Here is a 19,254-nt window from a genome sequence, read left to right on the forward strand (position 1 = left end):
AATAATTTTGCTATAAATACTAATACCAGACATGTGGAGTGTCTAGCCAAAACTGAATATCCCTATTGCAAATATAATCTGAATGATTACCGCACATTAAGAAATGAGGTGACAGGATGTGCCGTCAATAATAACAGCAAGCGCTCTAGTGACAATGGTGACATATGCAATTAATTCTCAATAACGACTTAATCAATAAGAAAGAGAGCAAGGTTAAAAATACTATTACCATTATTTCCGAAAGAAAACAGGTTATTGAGCAGATATCGGAAAAAATACGACTGACTGACATGAATCAGATCAAAGAAGTAGAAAAGGATATCTTTAATGTAACGGCCATTAATATTCCAGATCAAACTGTCGGAGTGATCCTTGATATCAGTGATAACAGTGATGTTGAAGAGATACTGAATTTAATAAAAAATCATGTTCCACGCGACTGCTGGTGTGTCTTAGTCGGTGATATTGACTCAATCACTATTGCACAACAGTTTACTGAACGCGGGCTACTCTACTTAAATATTCAGTCACAATCGGCTGAACTAACACAATATTTACTTAAAGGTATTCAGATAGAGTCAGAAAGAAAAGCTTTTTTTATCAGTGTGCTCGGTTGTAAAGGGGGAATTGGCACGACACTGCTCAGTTATCATTTAGCTCATGAACTGACTCAATTAAGAAAATCCCCCACTCTGCTGTTACAAGGTAATCAAGGATCGCAAGATCTTGACTTGGTCACAGAAAAAAAGATGGATACTGGACTCACTGAATATCAGAAAAACCTTGATCTGATGTTATGTAAAGAAAAGAAGTTAAGTGATATTGATTTTCAGAAAAATAAAAAGCATAGTTTTATTGTATTCGATCAACCAATTTACAATACACCTAAAGAAAACCTAACAGATTATATCGAAAACTCTAGTTGTATTGTTTTAATACTCGACAATAGCATGATATCAGTTCGTATCGCAAAAGAGTTTATTGACGCTTATTCTCGTTTTAAAAGAGATAACAGACGAGGAATTAAGTTAATAGTTTGCTTGAATGAAAGCCGCCCTGTCACCAAAGACATGTTAAACACATCAGATATAGAATCATTGTTAGGGAGAACAATAGATGTTAAAACACCATATATAAGCAAAGGTAATAATTCAGTCCGTAGTTCAAACTACTTTGGTCGCAGAAAAAAAACAATAACTGAGTTAACCAAACATACACTTGGCATCCGTATTAACACGCCGACATGTAACAAAATGTGGATCAATAGATTTATACAACTTATAAAATAAAAGGCAGATCATGAAGATATCATTATCTACGCAAGAATTAATCCGAGATAAAATTCTAGCCAATATTGATACAGACAAGGTGGAACATCTGGTCAATGATTATAGCAAACTAATCAATCTGATTTCGCAAACATTCTATGAGTTGTTTAATGAAAATGAGCATCAGTTAACAACCCAAGATCAAAAAAAAATAGTCGAAATGATAGCGGATGAAATCACCGGGTTTGGTCCACTAAGAGAGTTAATGGAGGATGATTCTATTAGCGATATTATGGTTAACGGACCTGATAAAATATTTATTGAACGCTATGGGTTAATTAGCTTAAGTCATCGCCGTTTTATTAATAATGCCCAATTGACGGATATTACTAAGCGTTTAATGCAACGGGTAAATCGCCGAATTGATGAAGGTAGACCCTTGGCGGATGCCAGATTAATTGATGGTAGCCGAATCAATGCAGCAATAAGCCCTATTGCTTTGGATGGTACAGCACTCTCTATTCGAAAATTTAGTAAAAATAAAAGAAATTTGGAAGATTTGGTTGATATGGGGGCAATGAGCAGTGATATGGCCAATTTTTTGATTATTGCAGCCAGTTGCCGGGTCAATATTGTTATCTCTGGCGGCACTGGATCAGGGAAAACAACATTACTCAATGCACTATCAAAATACATATCTGAAAATGAAAGAGTTATCACCTTAGAAGATGCGGCAGAGTTGAATCTTGAACAGCCCCATGTGGTGCGTATGGAGACACGTCTGGCGGGCCTGGAAAATACCGGCCAGATCACAATGCGAGATTTAGTGATTAACTCACTACGTATGCGCCCCGATAGGATTATTATTGGTGAGTGTCGCGGCGAAGAAACCTTTGAAATGCTCCAGGCGATGAATACCGGCCATAGCGGATCAATGTCAACACTACATGCTAATTCACCTCGTGATGCCATAGCACGATTAGAGAGTATGATCATGATGGGGCCAGTTAATATGCCTATTTTTACTATTCGACGTAATATTTCATCAGCAATCAATCTGATCGTACAGGTTTCACGGATGAATGATGGGTCCAGGAAAATATGTTATATAAGTGAAATTATGGGGATGGAAGGAGAGAATGTCGTCTTACAGGATATTTTTTCATTTAAGCCAGCCAAAGAACGTGATCAACAAGGTAAAATTCAAGGGGATTTTATTAATCATGGCTTATTTAGCCGTTCCGCTGTCAGGATAAATGCTGATATCTATAACTTATCAAATGAGCTAAGCAGTATTTTTTCAGTGGTGGAATAATGACGTACTACATAATATTATTATTCGGCATTCTATTATTGATACTAAATAGTTTGAAATGGATTAAAATAAAGAACTCCATTAATAACACTGAAAAAAAGAAATTTAATAAAAACTTTCAACTTGTTAACTTATTTAGAAAAACATTATTAGAATGGACTAATTATTTATCTTATATCATTAAGCATAAAAATAGCAAGCATATACTCATCCCGATAATTTATTCAGTTTGTGTATACGTAGCAAATTTTAATTGGTTTCACATTAATGTTATCATTGTGTCATTTTTTATACTTATCAGTGTGGTATATCTCCAATTAATGCTCTCGAGAAAAATGCATCATGATCTTTTTAACCAGAATTTCCCAGAAGTTCTTTTGATTGTCAACATGGCAGCAAGCAGTGGTGCAAGTATTAATCAAATATTAGAGCGATGTGGAAATGAGATCAATGGTCCATTGGGTGATGAACTTACGCTTATTTACCGAAAACTGAATTTGGGGGAGTCACCTGAAACTGTTTTTTATGATGCCTATAAGCGCTTGCATTACCCTGAATTCTATTTTCTTACTACCATAATATTGCTTAATCTTCAACAGGGCGGGCAATTAAGAGAACTGACTAACCGTTTATCCACCGTGATAACAAAGAACAAAACATCGGAGCAGAAGAAAGCAGTAATGACCGCTCAAGTTAGGATGTCAGTAAATATTATATCTTTAATGCCGATCGCATTCTCTCTTCTACTCTATTTTATGGATCCAACAACAATAGAGTCAATGTGGAACCACCCTATTGGTAAGGCTATTTTTTATTATATTATCACTAGTGAAATTATTGGGTTGGTAATAATAAGAAAAATGCTTAGGAAAACGCTATGATTATTTCTTTATTTACCGTTATTTCTTTATTGCTAATTGCTTTTTTATTAAAAGAAAAGTCAACATCTAATAAAGTTTCAATATATAATAAAATAAACGGATATGATAAAACACAAGTCAATAAAGAGAGTGTAAAAGAAGAAAAAGAGCGAGAAGATAATCTATCTCACTTTATAAAGCTACCAGCCATATTTTATAACATGGCTTATTTTAAGTTACTGATCATCACCATAGCCCTAGCAGTAACAATTATATTGGTTGCGACAAGTACGATTATTATCAATCTAAACTCATTGTTAGTAATAGGCTTATTTATTATAGTCACCACCCTTTTCCTGCCGAAAATCATGATAAAGAGTATTATCGCCAAAAGAATTAAGTCTATACTTAAGTCACTCCCGTTCTTTATTGATATTACTGCGGCATGTGTTCAATCTGGAATGACAATAGACAGTTCACTGAATTATGCTGCAAGAAAATTTGAATTGATAAACCCAGATTTGAGCTTAATAATCCTCAAAGTAGCTAAACGGGCTGAAATAAATGGACTGGAAAGTGCAATTAGAGAGTTACATCAATGCTCTACTGCAACTGAAATAAAAATGTTTTGTAGCACGCTAGAATATAGTATCAGCTTTGGTTCTACTGTTTATGAACAATTAATTAAGTTATCTCAAGACATAAGAGAAATGCAACTATTAGTTACAGAAGAAAAAATAAGCAAATTGTCGACAAAATTAACACTACCTCTGTTTATTTTTATTCTTATTCCCTTTGTCGTATTAGTTATCTCACCTAGTGTCCTGGAGTTAATCAATTATGTACAACAAAATTAAATCTACATTCGCTGTTTCCGTGTTTGTTTTTCTCATCACTGGTTGCTCTTCTAATCATGTGAGCCAAAAAGAGTTCTCTTATCGAGAGAGTATTTTACTCAAAGCCAATAACTATGGTGGACTTATTAGTTTATATCGTGATCAATTAAAAAGAAAAGAGGATGATTCAGTTAGGTTGAAATTAGCAAATGCATACTATCTTGCCGGAGATAGTCAATCATCTTTATATTATTCAAAGCCAATAGTCGATAAAGAAAATGAATCTTACTATATTTTGCAAACGAAGAACCTCATCAACAGCAATGATACTATTGCTGCCAATATTGCAGTAAAAAAACTCCTCGTCATTTCACCAAATAATTCAGAAGCCCATAACTTGAATGGAATTATATTGGCTAATAAGGGTGAAATTCATAAGGCTAAAACGGCTTTTGAACAAGCTCGATCCCTATTTATTTCTGATGAAACAGCAATGAATAATCTCGCTGTCGTAGCAATGCTTGATGAACGTTATACTGATGCAGTCAGAATACTCTTGCCTGACTATCTGGCCGGCAATAAAAACCCACCACTGTTACATAATTTGGTGTTTTCACTCATTCAACTTGGCGATACCTCCTATGCCAAAAAGATAATTATTGCTGATAAAATGGCAACTGATCCTGATGAGTTGATATTAGCGTTGAGCCAGGTGAGTCATCTTCGCCAACAAAAATTAAATTCTGAAGGTGCATAATGTGCAAGATAATACGACTATTTCTTCGGTCAAGTAACGGATCTGTTGCTGTTGAGTTTGCAATAGTCTTCATTCCATTCATCTTCTCATTGTTATTTTCAGCAGAAATATCTCGCTTACTCTATATTTCTGCCAGTCTAGATCTGGCAGTTTCAGAAGCCGCAAAATCAGCTAAAAATAAGGAGATAGGTGATAGTACAACTTATCATTCGGCATTTCTTAAAAACCTAATGACTCAGCAGGGTGTATTGGGAACATTTATAACCACTAATAATTCGGTCACTGCTAATGTAGAATTTAGTAATAATATATCAGATATTATTACTAATAAAATGAGTAAGATAGATACTGGCCAAAAATTAGCGCGTTATACCGTCAATTATACTTACAGTCCCCTTTTCTTCCCGATCCCCTCCATCTGGTCTAATACACTATTATCTCGCGAGGTGATTTTTGTACAGGAAAAGTAATCCTAATAGTTTTATTATCAGCTGTAGTGGTGCAGTAATTGTTGAGTTCACATTTGTAGTTTTCATTATTACACTACTTATCAAAGTGCTGATCTCAGTAGCAACATACCAATCAACAGTGGGTAAATTAGATCGCATCTCATATTCTATTGCTGGAATAGTTAGGGAACGGAGTAAATTATATGGTAGTGATTATCAACTGACTCAAATGCAAGTTGAGGAGTTAAGAAATCTCGCTGCAAAAATGCTATTAAATTCAGGTGGGAACAATAATAATCTGGCAATAGCAATTGAGACATTACATTTTATTCCTGCCACTCCTGAAATAAAAAAGATTGATAATCAGAATACTCGTTCAATCTTCCTTGGCGACTGTCAACCAATCCGACCACTACGTAACATGATGGATTTGTCACCCTATGCTAATACGGGCCGCTGGATACCGCTGTATCAAGTGACATTATGTCTGCCTACCACAGGGGGAGGTTTGGCTATTCCGGTAAAATCATCAGCAGTGACTATTGAACGTTAACGTCTGCCTCATAGGAATATGACTAATAAAATTAAAAAGGAAGTTTATGCTAACTAATAAATCTGTTAGGCCCACTTATCATAAATATAGTTCTCTTTTACTAAAAAAACATCAGGGGTTTATAAAAAGTGAAAAAGGGGCAATTTTATTGCCATTTATTGTTTTACTCCCCTTATTCATCGGACTATTATTCTTGTCATTTGAAATTTCACATTTCTTACAAAAGAAAGCCAAACTTTCTGATGCTATTGAACAAGCAACATTAGCATTAACTGTCGAGAATGATGATCTACCGGACGAGGTTCAAATGAGTAAAAATGCTGATTTGGTATCTCATTATTCTCGCGCATATTTACCGTTAGAACACTTCTCAGTGCCAGTGATCGACATAAAAAATAATTCTGGCCAATTGGTATATAATGCGAAGATTACCATGAGCTACTTTGCTAATTTCTTATCTAAAACAGCTATGACAAATACAATCACCACAATAGGCACTGAAGATAATGGTGCTGCAAGAAAGAATATACCGTTAGAAAAAAACAATCCAACTGATGTTATCTTTGTGGCAGATTATTCTGGTTCAATGTCTGAAGAATTTAATGAAAATGACTTTACTGGATCGAGAATAGCTGCCTTAAGAGATATATTTACTCGATTGGATAGTAGCGCCCTACAAAATACCAACATTCATACTATAGGTTTTATACCTTTTTCGTGGGGAACAAAAAGAATCGTAATGAATAATAAGGAAGAAATAAAATACTGCCATTTTCCTTTTGTACCCAAGATATATAAGTCGGATAATAGCTACCTTCGGCAATATACCGTATCTGAACTAAAAAAAATCCCCGGACTGGAAGGATTGATTGGTATTGATGATATCAAATATGCAGAACTAACAGCGGAAAGATTTGCATATATTAATAGCGAGATAGAAAAAAGAGTTAAGCATGAAGATATAGATAAAGTCAAAGAGCTACTTAATCAGATGTATGACATTAATAACCCCGCTGTCCAAATAAAAATTATAGAGGATATGATCGACTATGATGCAACAATTAAGTCAATAAATTCAGTTGTACAACATATCGACATTCCGCTAGATGATATACTTTACGATTCACTTTGCTTGAGGAACTCCAGTGCATACTCATTGGACAATTATAATAGCCATCATAACTTCATAGATAAAATGATAAATATGTCACCTGAAGGCCATACACTCGCCAGTTCTGGGATATTATATGCTAATAGTTTATTTATGAAAGAAAGCAAGAATAATAATAACAAATTAATGATAATTATTTCTGATGGTGATGATAGTGTTTTTAGCATTGATAATGTTAATCATGGCGAACAATTAGTTAATATAACCAAGAAACTGATAGATAACGGCATGTGCGAAAAAATAAAAGAAAATAATATTAAGATGGTTTTTATAGCTATCGCATATAGCCCTGACGATATTAAGAGTACAGAACATCAAATTGATTGGAGAAAATGCGTCGGTGAGGATAATTATTATGAAGCATATAATGCCAACGAATTAGAAGCTGATCTCCAGAAGGCATTAAGAATAACAACTACCAGCGAGGTAGGCCGCAATATACCTAAGCATTAGCATCAGGCGCGGTCACACTCACCGCGCCTATGAGAGGCTATTTAGCGCCGCCCGCTTCCATACCGACCAAACCAACTTTGAGATACCCTGATTTGCGTAGCGCATCCATCACACTCATCAGGGTCTCATAATCCACCACTTTATCCGCCTGGAAGAAAATGGTGGTCTCTTTATTGGATTGAGTCACTTTATCCAGTGCCGCTGCTAGTGTATCGCGATCAACCTGTTGGTCACCCACATATAGCTGGTTATCCGCTTTCACCGTCAGGAATACCGGTTTCTCCGGCCGTGGCTGCGGCACCGCTGACGATGCCGGTAGATCCACTTTGATATCTACCGTGGCTAATGGCGCTGCCACCATAAAGATAATCAGCAAAACCAGCATCACATCAATAAACGGTGTCACGTTAATTTCGTGCAGTTCACCGCTTTCATCAAGGTTATCGTTCATCCGCATTGCCATAAATCACCCCGCACGCAATTGGTGAGGTTGCTTAGATGACTTTGCTTCACTGTTGCTATTCAGGTCGAGATCACGGCTTAACAGCAGTAACACCTGTGCTGCGACATCACCCACTTGCGCACGGTAAGAGCCAATCAAGCGAGCGAAAATATTGTAGATAACAACCGCAGGGATGGCGGCGACCAGACCCAGTGCTGTTGCCAGCAGGGCTTCAGCGATACCCGGTGCCACGACCGCCAGATTGGTGGTTTGTGAATGAGCAATGCCGATAAAGCTGTTCATGATGCCCCAAACCGTACCAAACAGCCCGACAAAGGGTGAGATTGCACCGATAGTGGCGAGGAAGCCATTGCCTTTGCCCATTTGGCGACCAATTGCAGCCACCCGACGCTCTAAACGGAAAGCCGTGCGCTCTTTAATGCCGTTGTTGTCATTCGACTCTGCTGACAACAAGCGCTCGTTCTGCGCTTCACGCAGCAATAAGCTGCTGATGCTATCTGGGGCAAACACCTCTGCACGCTCGGATGCGGTATCCAAGTCCGTCACTGCGCCGATGACTTCATGCTCTTGCAGTAAGCGGCGGCGTGCGCGGAATAGTTCGGTGCCTTTGGAGAATAAAATGGTCCAGGTGACAATTGACGCCAATACCAGACCAATCATCACCCCTTTCACCACCACGTCGGCATGTTGATACATTCCCCAGACAGATAAGTCCATCGCCAACCCTTGTGGGGCGGGTGCTGTTATTGGCTGAACTGTCGTGGCCGGGCTTGCTTCGCTGTTTGCTGCTGTTGCAGCGACGGCAGTTAGCTCCGGTGCCGGTAGCGGGGTCGATGTTGCCGTTGTTGGTGCCGCAACAGATGAAGCAATGGCACTGCTGTTGCCGGGTGCTGCTTGTACATGACCCGCTAAACCTGCCACCAGTAGTAATGCCATCACGCCTGTCATCATTCGGCCTTGCACGAATGATCTATCTTTAACCTCTTTGCCAGCTGTTTTCACGCTGTGCCTCCACCCAATATGCATATCAATTTAAGGACGAAATCAGCTGCCGATCATATCAAACAAATGGGGGATTGATAGTAATTATCATTAGTGTTTACGCCGATTTTTTGAGAAAAAAAGAGAAATTGCCTGATATCAGGGACTACGCGACTTGGACGAACCAGATTGAGCTATTGGCTGTACAGCTGGAGTGCCATTAAGTGTAAAGATGGGAAACTGATTGATTGAACGTCATAACACCTGCGCAATCTAAAATACCCTCTAGTTATGATTCTTTAATAAATCTCCCATTTCGCGACTTCCGCAGCATTTTCCCATGGCAAACCCACAGAAAACAGCGGGTCACCCTATTGAGTTTTTTTCATGCTAAAAGCTGCGCCCACGCAACAATCATCATGTTAACGTAAGAAATAATTTCCCCGATAAATACTGCCAATGAAACCTGGGCATAGCTGATAAAAAGGTAACAACGAAATCATGTCTGCAAATAAGCCAACCACCGAAAAATTGGAAACCATCCTGGTCAGCGCGGGCAGGAGTAAAAGATTCACCCAAGGCTCGGTCAATACCGTGATTCAGCGGGCATCGTCTCTGGTTTTCGACTCCGTTAAAGCGAAAAAACAGGCCACCATCAATCGAGGCAATGGCGAACTCTTCTATGGTCGCCGCGGCACCTTAACCCATTTCTCCTTGCAGGAGGCGATGACTGAACTGGAGGGGGGCGCGGGTTGCGTTCTCTATCCTTGCGGTGCGGCGGCGATCAGCAATGCGATTTTATCCTTTGTTTCAGCCGGCGATCATGTGCTGATGACCGGTTCAGCCTATGAACCCGCACAAAGTTTTTGCGATAAGATTTTATCGCGCATGAATATCACCACGACCTATTTTGACCCAATGATTGGCGCGGGTATCGCCGCTCTGATCACCCCACAAACCAAAGTGGTGTTCCTTGAGTCCCCCGGTTCTATCACCATGGAAATACAGGATATTCCGGCGATGGTGAGGGCTATCCGCGCGGTGGCACCTGAGATGATTATTATGATGGACAACACCTGGGCGGCCGGTGTGCTGTTTAAAGCATTGGATTTTGATATTGATATCACCATCCAATCAGGGACTAAATACATTATTGGTCACTCTGATGCCATGCTGGGAATTGCTGTTGCCAATGCGCGCTGTTGGGAGAAACTGCGGGAGGACTCTTATCTGATGGGGCAAATGGTCGATGCAGATACCGCCTACCTTGCCAGCCGTGGGTTGCGCACTCTAAGTGTTCGCCTAAAACAGCATGAGAAAAACAGTATCGAGATAGCCCACTGGCTGGCTCAGCGCCCGGAAGTTGCGGCGGTCTATCACCCGGCACTGCCTGACTGCAAGGGTCATGAATTCTACCTGCGAGACTTCACTGGCTGTAACGGGTTGTTCTCCTTTGAACTGAAAGATGAGTTAACACAGCAGCAATTAGAAGCCTATCTCGACCACTTCACTCACTTCAGCATGGCCTTCTCATGGGGCGGTTTTGAATCCTTGATTCTGGGTTATCAACCCAAAGATATCCGCGCGATCCGCCGCTATGAGGGCGAAGGAATTAACGGCACGTTATTCCGCCTGCATATTGGTCTGGAGAGTGTTCAAGATTTGCAAGACGACCTGGCGGCTGGCTTTGAGCGCATTAAAGCTGCGCAGGAGTAGGTTCTGATCGGCATGACTTGTTTTAGTTTTATCGAAATGACTTGTTTAGCGAGGTGACTTGTTTTAGTGAGGTCACTTGTTAATGCGCGGTGACAATCTCCGCGCATTAATCCTCTCTTACAAAAAGAGTATCAACAGCACCTATATATCCCCTCAAAAATTCAGTTATTGAGGATAAGATCAATGTGGATCAGCGCCAATGCAGATACACTAGGTCACTCCACACCAACAGTTGTCCTTACCGACAATATCCTCACACGATAGGCAAACAGGAATAGAAATGGATGTATTACGCGAAATCCTTCATGCCTTATGGCAGCAGGATTTTAGTAAACTTGCCGACCCGAATGTGATTTGGGTTATTTACGGCATACTCTTTACCACCCTATTTTTAGAAAACGGTTTGCTGCCGGCTTCTTTCCTCCCCGGTGATAGCTTGCTGCTATTAGCGGGTGCATTAATTGCCAAGGGCGTCATGGGGTTCTTGCCCACCATGATCATTCTGACCATTGCGGCCAGTTTGGGTTGCTGGCTGAGCTACCTGCAAGGGCTGTGGTTAGGCGATACTAAAGTGGTCAAAAAGTGGCTCTTGCAGCTACCGGTTCATTATCGTCAGCGCGCCCATACTCTCTTTGTACGCCATGGTCTGGCGGCCCTAATTATTGGCCGTTTTCTCGCTTTTGTGCGCACCTTATTGCCCACACTGGCCGGCATTTCTGGCCTAAATAGCGCGCGTTTTCAGTTCTTTAACTGGCTCAGTGGGCTGCTGTGGGTTGGCAGTGTGGTGGGTTTGGGCTTCGCACTGAGCCAGATTCCCTTGGTTAAGCACTATGAAAATCAGGTTATGACCGCACTGATGATCCTACCCATTGTGTTGCTGTTGGTGGGTTTGGTTGGCACCCTGGTTCTGGTGTGGTGCAAACGTAAAAGCGTGACTGAGTAGCAGAGCCGTCAACATCAGTTAGTGCGCAGTTTGGCGACCTCTTCGCTAGGGGTATGGCCGAAGTAGCGCTTAAATTCACGGCTGAACTGTGAAGCGCTCTCATATCCCACTTTGTTTGCGGCGGTACTGGCCTTTAGGCCGTCGTGCAACATCATCATCCGCGCCCGATGCAGCCGATAAGATTTCAGGTATTGCAGCGGAGAGGTGTTGGTCACCGCTTTAAAGTTGTGATGAAACGCCGAAACACTCATGTTCACATCGGCCGCTAGCTGCTCGACATTCAGGTTATCCGCAAATTGATGCTCAATTCGCCGCAGTGTTTTGGTGATTTGATTGAAGTGCCCATGGCGGTTAACCAGCGCCTGCAAAGCCCCGCCGCACTGCCCACAAAGCACATAGTAGAGAATTTCACGCACAATTTGTGGGCCAAGCACTCTGGCATCGCGCGGTTTGGACATCACATCCAGCAATCGCTCGGTGGCACACAACATCTCATCCGTCAGCGCAGATGAATTGACACCCGAAGTATTGCCGAAGGGTTTATCCAGCTCATCATCACCTATATCGATAAGTAGATCCTGCAGCATCTGGCTATCTATATGGATCGAAACCCCTGCCAGCGGTATCTCTGGGCTGGCGAAGGTTTCACATTCAAACGGCAGTGGCACCGTTAGAATCAGGTAGTTTTTCGGGTCATACCGAAACACCTTACTGCCCAAATAACCGACTTTATGTCCCTGAAATATAATCACCACACTGGGGGTGTACATTACCGGTGTGCGGGGTTGATGGATGGTGGAGTACAGAATCTTCACCTTTGGTACGGCGGAAGGGGTTAAACCATTGCCCTGGGCCAGATGGGTAATTTTCTTCGCCATCAGCGCCTGAATATCATTAACCTCTACCATGGTGATCTCACCTATTGCTGTTATCTGGGGCAATCTATCATCGGAAACGATCTGACATAAATTGTGCTGTATTTACCCAGTTTTCTACAGTGCTTTGGAGAAATAGGCAAGAGCAAGGCAGAAATGTGCATTGAGGTATGGCGCTAAGTTGCCGACAATAGCTACCGATGTCATTAATAACGATGGAATAAAAATAATGCAAAACTTCACCCTCCACACCCCGACTAAAGTGCTGTTCGGTACTGGCCAGATAGCGCAACTGAGCAAAGAGATCCCTGCTGATGCCCGCATTTTAATCACCTACGGTGGCGGCAGTATTAAACAAAATGGCGTGTTGGACCAAGTCCATGACGCACTGAAAGGCTTTGATTTCCTCGAGTTTGGCGGCATTGAACCTAACCCAACCTATGAAACCCTGATGAAAGCCGTCGAGCTTATTCGGGCAGAAAAAATCAACTTCCTGCTGGCAGTCGGCGGTGGCTCAGTATTGGATGGCACCAAGTTCATCGCTGCGGCTGTTAACTATCCACAAGATCCATGGCACATTCTGGAAACCACAGGTAGCGATATCACTGAAGCGCTGCCAATGGGTTCCGTGTTGACCTTACCTGCCACTGGCTCTGAAACTAACAGTGGCGCGGTGATCAGCCGCCGCAGCACTGGCGATAAGCAACACTTCTTCTCACCTCATGTCCAACCGCTGTTTGCGGTGCTGGACCCGGTTGTGACTTACAGCCTACCGCCACGTCAGGTCGCGAATGGCGTTGTTGATGCGTTTGTGCATACCATTGAGCAATATCTGACCTATCCGGTTGATGCGAAAGTACAAGATCGCTTCGCGGAAGGGCTGCTATTAACCCTGATTGAAGATGGCCCGAAAGCATTGACCGATCCAGAGAATTACAACGTGCGTGCCAATATCATGTGGAGCGCCACCATGGCATTAAATGGCCTGATTGGGGCGGGTGTACCGCAAGACTGGGCAACACATATGCTGGGTCACGAACTGACCGCCCGCCATGGTCTTGACCATGCACAAACACTGGCGGTGGTACTACCTGCACTGCTGGTTGCCAAGAAAAAACAAAAACGCGCCAAACTGCTGCAATATGCTGAACGTGTCTGGGGCCTGCGTGAAGGGAGTGAAGAGCAACGCATTGATGCAGCCATTGAAGCGACTCGTCATTTCTTTGAAAGCATGGGGGTCGCGACTCGTCTGTCCGCCTACAAACTGGATGGCAGCTCTATTCCCGATTTAATCAAAAAATTGGAAGAGCACGGCATGACCCAACTTGGTGAACACGGTGATATCACACTCGCGGATAGTAAACGTATCTACGAAGCTGCGGTCTAATAATTAGCTGTCACAGAGTCGGCAATAGCGGACTCTCTGTCATGACTGAGGGTATCACCCCGATGTGGTGCCTTCAGTCAATCAGCACCCACTACTTTCACCTATCATAGTGGGCGTTATATTTATTTACTGCTAGGCTTTGGATTATTGCCACATATTACGCTATCCCTATCTTATTGGCAGGTCAGTGCCGACGATAGACCTGTTCACCTTTGATGGTTCCCACACGCGATAAATACCAAGCAAGCTAATAAATGTGATGATCACGACTAAACTTACACTATCGGTCACAGGGCTGGAACAGCCCAGTTTGTAAGCTAAGGAGATAAACATGGCGACGCAACCCATTATCAAATTGCACGATGGAAACCTGATGCCACAGCTTGGCCTTGGTGTTTGGCAGGCGAGCATTGAAGAGACGCAGCTTGCAGTCAGTAAGGCGCTAGAGGTGGGCTATCGGTCAGTCGATACTGCGGCTATTTATAAGAATGAAGTGGGTGTTGGTAGGGCGCTAAAAACAGCAGGCGTCGCCCGCGAAGAGCTATTTATTACCACCAAATTGTGGAATGACGACCAGCGCTACCCAAAACAGGGGCTGGAAGAGAGCCTGGAGAAACTTCAGCTCGACTACGTGGATCTCTATCTGATTCACTGGCCTGATCCGGCGCAGGATCGTTATGTCAGTGCCTGGCGTGAGCTTATCACCTTGAAAGAGCAAGGTTTGGTCCGCAGTATCGGCGTCTGTAACTTCAACATTCCTCACCTGCAACGGTTGATTGATGAAACCGGTGTGGCCCCGACTCTCAATCAGATTGAGCTGCATCCGCTGCTACAGCAGCGCCAGTTACATTCCTGGAATGCCACTCACCATATTGCGACCGAATCCTGGAGCCCCCTGGCACAAGGTGGCGAAGGTGTTTTCGATCAAAGTGTTATCCGCCAACTCGCGCAAAAGTACAACAAAACATCTGCTCAGATAGTGATCCGTTGGCACCTTGATTGCGGGCTAATCGTTATCCCTAAATCGGTAACGCCAGCGCGTATCAGAGAGAATTTTGAGGTATTTGATTTTAAGCTGCACAAAGATGAACTGACGGCAATTTCGAAGCTGGATAGCGGTAAACGTTTGGGGCCAGACCCGGATGTTTTCGGGTCTGACCGCTGATTTAAGAACTTTTCAGCTTAATGAGTCTTGCTTTTACCTTTGCTGGTGCCCGAAGGCTTATTCACCGGCGCTCTGTTGCCGCCGGTTTTGCTGCCTGATGACTTAGACGCGGCCGGACTATTGGCTAACGGCGGTTTCTTACCCGCAGGTACAGCCTGAGTTCGGCTACCCGGCTGGCGCTGGCGAGTGATCGAGGTATGCTTGGTCAACGCTGGCGTATGATGGCGCAACGCGCGGCGTGCTTCGCGCTGCTCTTCTATTGTCGGTGCCGGCACCAAACATTCACGACGACTACCAATCAAATGCTGTAACCCCATATCTGCCAATGCGTCGCGGATCATCGGCCAGTTGGCCGGATCATGATAGCGCAGTAATGCTTTATGCAACCGCCGCTGACGATCGCCTTTCGGCACCACCACCTCCTCACTCTTATAATCTACCTTCGACAGCGGGTTTTTACCGGTGTAATACATGGTGGTGGAGTTCGCCAGCGGCGAGGGATAGAAATTCTGCACCTGATCCAAACGGAAGCGGTTTTTCTTCAGCCATAACGCCAGATTAACCATATCCTTATCCTCGGTCCCCGGATGGGCGGAGATGAAATAGGGGATCAGATACTGCTCTTTACCCGCCTGCTTAGAGTAGGTATCAAATAGCTCTTTAAAGCGCTGATAGCTGCCCATTCCCGGTTTCATCATTTTGGAAAGCGGGCCTTCCTCAGTGTGTTCCGGGGCAATTTTCAAATAGCCGCCTACATGGTGGCTGGCTAATTCTTTGATATAACGCGGATCTTCGACTGCCAGATCGTAACGTACCCCAGAGGCTATAAGGATCTTTTTAATCCCCTTCAAGTCACGCGCTCGTCGATACAGGGAGATCGTCGGCTCATGGTTAGTGTCCATGTGCTGGCAGATTTCAGGGTAAACGCAAGAGGCACGGCGGCATGTTTGCTCGGCGCGCGGTGATTGGCAGCGCAGCATGTACATATTTGCTGTCGGGCCACCAAGATCTGAAATAATGCCGGTAAAACCAGGAACTTTGTCGCGGATCTCTTCGATTTCACGAATAATAGAATCTTCTGAACGGCTCTGAATTATGCGCCCTTCATGCTCGGTGATAGAGCAGAATGAACAGCCACCATAGCAACCGCGCATGATATTGATTGAGAAGCGGATCATGTCATAGGCTGGGATTGGAGATTTGCCATAAACAGGGTGCGGCACGCGCTGGTAAGGCAGTGCAAAAACGCTATCCATCTCTTCCGTGCTGAGCGGGATCGCCGGCGGGTTAATCCAGATGTAGCGGTCACCATGTTTTTGCATCAAAGCCCGCGCACAACCGGGGTTGGTTTCATGATGCAAAATTCGCGACGTGTGGGCATATAACACTTTGTCTGCCTTCACTTTTTCGTAAGATGGCAGCAAGACATAGGTTTTTTCCCATGGTTTGGGTTTAGCTGCACGAACCGTAATAGGTTTCGCTTCTGGTTCAGGGATATCATTGGTTGCACAAGGCAAATCTTCGCCATAAGGATTGGGGATGGCTTCAATGCGCCCAGGGCTATCCAGACGGGTAGAATCCACCCCACTCCAGCCCGGTAGCGCCGTTTTGCGCATCACTACCGTGTTACGCACATCCTGAATATCGGCAATTTTCTCACCCGCCGCCAGACGATGTGCAACTTCAACCAATGGCCGCTCACCATTGCCGTAGACCAACATATCCGCTTTCGCATCCACTATCACCGAACGGCGTACCCTGTCCGACCAGTAATCGTAGTGGGCAATGCGCCGCAGACTGGCCTCGATACCACCGAGTAATACCGGCACGTGGCTATAGGCTTCTTTGCAGCGCTGGCTATACACCAATGTGGCGCGATCTGGTCGTTTACCACTTTGGTTATCGGGGGTATAGGCATCGTCGTGACGCAATTTTCGGTCAGCGGTATAGCGGTTGATCATCGAGTCCATATTCCCGGCGGTCACACCGAAAAACAGATTCGGCTCACCAAGGCGCATAAAGTCGTTTTTATTGGTCCAATCCGGCTGGGCAATAATCCCCACACGGAAACCTTGGGCCTCCAACATGCGGCCAATAATCGCCATACCAAAGCTTGGATGGTCAACATAGGCATCGCCAGTGATAACAATGATATCGCAGCTGTCCCAGCCCAATATGTCCATCTCCTCCCGTGACATCGGCAAGAATGGCGCAGTGCCATAGCATTCAGCCCAATATGGCTGATAAGAAAATAGATCACGCTCTGGTTGGATCAGGCTGGTACTCATGGCAACACTCTTTGAATTGGGGAAAGTTGAGGTGGTTCGGGTTAAGAAATCATCACCGGGCGGCGATTATACGCATTTATCCATGGAAAGAGGAAGGATATTGGTGGTTTTGGGATGAGTTTTAGGGATTAAGTGGAGATGATGATGGGGGTGATTGGTTCGGTTGACATGAGATTTGTGCTCATCTTGACTTAAATGCCTCAACCGAACCGGATCACCATTAACCAACTGTTGGGGCTGCCACCGTCACCAACTGCCCCGCCGACCCGCGATCGGCCATTTCTAGTGTCTGGCTGTGGAACAAGAATGGGAAGTGCTGCGAGGAAACCTGATTGAAGTAGACCAGTAGCTCGACATCACCATCGACCCATACTGTATCCTTCCAACCACGATCCTCAGCCATCGCCGGTGCGCCATTTACACTCTTCACCAAGAAAGAAACACCTTGGATATGAAATGCTTGCGGCATATCTGCATGTAACGTCCAACGCTCCCAAGTACCTTGCTGCGCCTGCGCATCAACCCGGCTCATATCCCAAATTGCACCATTGATTCCTGGCAGGGAATCCCCCAAACGGAACTCACGGGAACGAACCACATTGCCATCGAGGATCTGATCAGTGAGCAAACGCATTGGCAGATTATCGGTGACTAACGGCAGCAAACCGGTGGGCTTTAAGGTCAGAACCAATGTAGAAATCAAAATACTCGATGGCTCAAATAAGCCACGCAGACGATCCATAATTCCGGCAGAATCACCCGCCGTGATGGAAACTTCGCTGCCCTGCGACATATCAATGACCACTTCACGCCGCTCACCAGGTGCTAGCGAGAGTTGCTGCACCGCCACGGGGGCGGGCAGGAACCCTTGGTCACTCGCGACAACATGTAGCGGGCGACCATCGCTGAGTTGCAAGGTATAGCGGCGAGAGTTGGAGGCGTTGAGTAAACGTAACCGCACCCAACCACGGGAAACTTCAACAAACGGACTTTGTACCCCGTTCACCAGCAGCGTATCACCGACAAAGCCACCTTTAGCTGGCGGGTTATATTCCGGAACACCAAAGTTATCCAGCCGCTTGTCCTGAATAATAATCGGGAAATCATCAACGCCGTAATGGTTCGGTAAAGGCATCGCTTTACTGATTTCATCTTCCACCAGCCACATACCGGCCAATCCATTATAAACGTGCGGTGCCATGCGGTTAGGGGTATTGGCATGATACCAACAGGTCGCCGCCGGCTGGCGTACCGGCAATACCGGTGACCAATCAGCGCCAGGCGAAATCATGCGTGCCGCACCGCCCATCAGCGTACCGGGGAGTTGCAAGCCGCTAATCGTCATGGATACCGGCTCAGTCAAACGGTTGCTGTAAATGAGTTTGACGTCATCACCGCTAAAGACCCTGACTGTCGGCCCCAAATACATACCGTTAACCCCCCAAACTGCGGCTTTCTGACCACCACTGAATGCCCAGTGCGCCCGCTGTAAGGTCAAAAACAGCGGTTGACCGCGACGGGACTCCAGTAAGGGTGGAACAGGTAGCGAGGGTTGTTGGGTACTATTAGCCTGTGCCCTCAATGGCAACGAACCAGCGCCTAGCGCTAAGCCCGTAGCCTGAATGAACTGGCGACGACTGAGTGACATATCTTCTCCGTGAAAACCACAATCAAATCTACTGCAAAATTTTGCCTGGCTGCGAATAACGCTGAAGGACGGCAAAACGCTCACGACTAGAGTCGCTTAAATGAAAATCCAAAACTTTATTTCAAC

At 44.3% G+C, this 19,254-nt stretch carries 17 protein-coding genes; 12 read left to right on the forward strand and 5 right to left on the reverse strand.

Translation table 11 applies throughout. From position 1 onward, the window contains the following. Positions 1 to 164: 164 nt before the first annotated feature. The 8 genes from AACW11_RS06065 to AACW11_RS06100 are packed head-to-tail and all read left to right on the forward strand — an operon-like array spanning position 165 to position 7,662. Positions 165 to 1,289, forward strand: coding sequence for a pilus assembly protein CpaE (locus AACW11_RS06065; protein ID WP_212584067.1), 1,125 nt, complete (start codon positions 165 to 167; stop codon positions 1,287 to 1,289). 10 nt (positions 1,290 to 1,299) lie between these two features. Further along, a complete protein-coding gene (locus AACW11_RS06070; protein ID WP_212584068.1) occupies positions 1,300 to 2,583 on the forward strand; it encodes a CpaF family protein in 1,284 nt (427 codons plus the stop codon). Continuing rightward, positions 2,583 to 3,464, forward strand: a complete 882-nt coding sequence (locus AACW11_RS06075) for a type II secretion system F family protein (protein ID WP_212584069.1) — start codon at positions 2,583 to 2,585, stop codon at positions 3,462 to 3,464. Before AACW11_RS06070 ends, AACW11_RS06075 begins: the two co-directional genes overlap by 1 nt. Continuing rightward, positions 3,461 to 4,300: a type II secretion system F family protein gene (locus AACW11_RS06080; protein WP_212584070.1), complete on the forward strand. Its 840-nt coding sequence runs from the start codon at positions 3,461 to 3,463 to the stop codon at positions 4,298 to 4,300. Before AACW11_RS06075 ends, AACW11_RS06080 begins: the two co-directional genes overlap by 4 nt. Beyond that, a complete protein-coding gene (locus tag AACW11_RS06085) occupies positions 4,284 to 5,036 on the forward strand; it encodes a tetratricopeptide repeat protein (RefSeq protein ID WP_212584071.1) in 753 nt (250 codons plus the stop codon). Before AACW11_RS06080 ends, AACW11_RS06085 begins: the two co-directional genes overlap by 17 nt. After that, positions 5,036 to 5,506, forward strand: a complete 471-nt coding sequence (locus AACW11_RS06090) for a TadE/TadG family type IV pilus assembly protein (protein WP_212584072.1) — start codon at positions 5,036 to 5,038, stop codon at positions 5,504 to 5,506. The genes AACW11_RS06085 and AACW11_RS06090 overlap by 1 nt, the downstream gene beginning before the upstream one ends. After that, on the forward strand, positions 5,490 to 6,038 hold the full coding sequence (gene tadF, locus AACW11_RS06095) for a tight adherence pilus pseudopilin TadF (RefSeq protein ID WP_212584073.1): 549 nt from the start codon (positions 5,490 to 5,492) through the stop codon (positions 6,036 to 6,038). Before AACW11_RS06090 ends, tadF begins: the two co-directional genes overlap by 17 nt. 46 nt (positions 6,039 to 6,084) lie before the next feature. Further along, complete coding sequence (locus AACW11_RS06100) at positions 6,085 to 7,662, forward strand: TadE/TadG family type IV pilus assembly protein (RefSeq protein ID WP_212584074.1); 1,578 nt, start codon at positions 6,085 to 6,087, stop codon at positions 7,660 to 7,662. 37 nt (positions 7,663 to 7,699) lie between these two features. Here AACW11_RS06100 and exbD read toward each other — a convergent pair whose 3' ends face one another. Beyond that, entirely contained in the window at positions 7,700 to 8,125 is a 426-nt protein-coding gene (gene exbD, locus AACW11_RS06105) for a TonB system transport protein ExbD (protein WP_004390102.1), read from the reverse strand. A gap of 3 nt (positions 8,126 to 8,128) precedes the next feature. Then, entirely contained in the window at positions 8,129 to 9,127 is a 999-nt protein-coding gene (gene exbB, locus AACW11_RS06110; protein ID WP_212584075.1) for a tol-pal system-associated acyl-CoA thioesterase, read from the reverse strand. A 480-nt stretch (positions 9,128 to 9,607) separates the two neighbouring features. Between exbB and metC the strand changes: the two genes are divergently transcribed. Together metC and AACW11_RS06120 are read left to right on the forward strand one after the other, a co-directional pair. Beyond that, positions 9,608 to 10,822 (forward strand): cystathionine beta-lyase, encoded by a 1,215-nt coding sequence (gene metC, locus AACW11_RS06115; protein WP_212584076.1) that lies wholly within the window; start codon positions 9,608 to 9,610, stop codon positions 10,820 to 10,822. Positions 10,823 to 11,102: 280 nt separating this feature from the next. Next, a complete protein-coding gene (locus tag AACW11_RS06120) occupies positions 11,103 to 11,765 on the forward strand; it encodes a DedA family protein (protein ID WP_005271140.1) in 663 nt (220 codons plus the stop codon). A gap of 14 nt (positions 11,766 to 11,779) precedes the next feature. Here the strand turns inward: AACW11_RS06120 and AACW11_RS06125 are convergent, their stop codons facing one another. Then, positions 11,780 to 12,673 carry an AraC family transcriptional regulator gene (locus AACW11_RS06125; protein WP_212584077.1) on the reverse strand — a complete coding sequence of 298 codons (894 nt, stop codon included), beginning with the start codon at positions 12,671 to 12,673 and terminating at the stop codon, positions 11,780 to 11,782. 196 nt (positions 12,674 to 12,869) lie between these two features. Between AACW11_RS06125 and yqhD the strand changes: the two genes are divergently transcribed. Next, the gene (gene yqhD / locus AACW11_RS06130) at positions 12,870 to 14,027 is read left to right on the forward strand and encodes an alcohol dehydrogenase (RefSeq protein ID WP_212584078.1); all 1,158 of its coding nucleotides are present in this window, start codon (positions 12,870 to 12,872) and stop codon (positions 14,025 to 14,027) included. Between the two features lie 331 nt (positions 14,028 to 14,358). After that, on the forward strand, positions 14,359 to 15,192 hold the full coding sequence (gene dkgA, locus AACW11_RS06135) for a 2,5-didehydrogluconate reductase DkgA (RefSeq protein WP_212584079.1): 834 nt from the start codon (positions 14,359 to 14,361) through the stop codon (positions 15,190 to 15,192). 17 nt (positions 15,193 to 15,209) lie between these two features. Here dkgA and AACW11_RS06140 read toward each other — a convergent pair whose 3' ends face one another. Together AACW11_RS06140 and ftsP are read right to left on the reverse strand one after the other, a co-directional pair. Continuing rightward, positions 15,210 to 17,480, reverse strand: a complete 2,271-nt coding sequence (locus AACW11_RS06140; protein WP_212584080.1) for a YgiQ family radical SAM protein — start codon at positions 17,478 to 17,480, stop codon at positions 15,210 to 15,212. 220 nt (positions 17,481 to 17,700) lie between these two features. Then, positions 17,701 to 19,128, reverse strand: a complete 1,428-nt coding sequence (gene ftsP, locus AACW11_RS06145; protein ID WP_212584081.1) for a cell division protein FtsP — start codon at positions 19,126 to 19,128, stop codon at positions 17,701 to 17,703. Between the last annotated feature and the right edge of the window lie 126 nt (positions 19,129 to 19,254).

Source organism: Yersinia sp. Marseille-Q3913, assembly GCF_963892745.1.
GTDB lineage: Bacteria > Pseudomonadota > Gammaproteobacteria > Enterobacterales > Enterobacteriaceae > Yersinia > Yersinia bercovieri.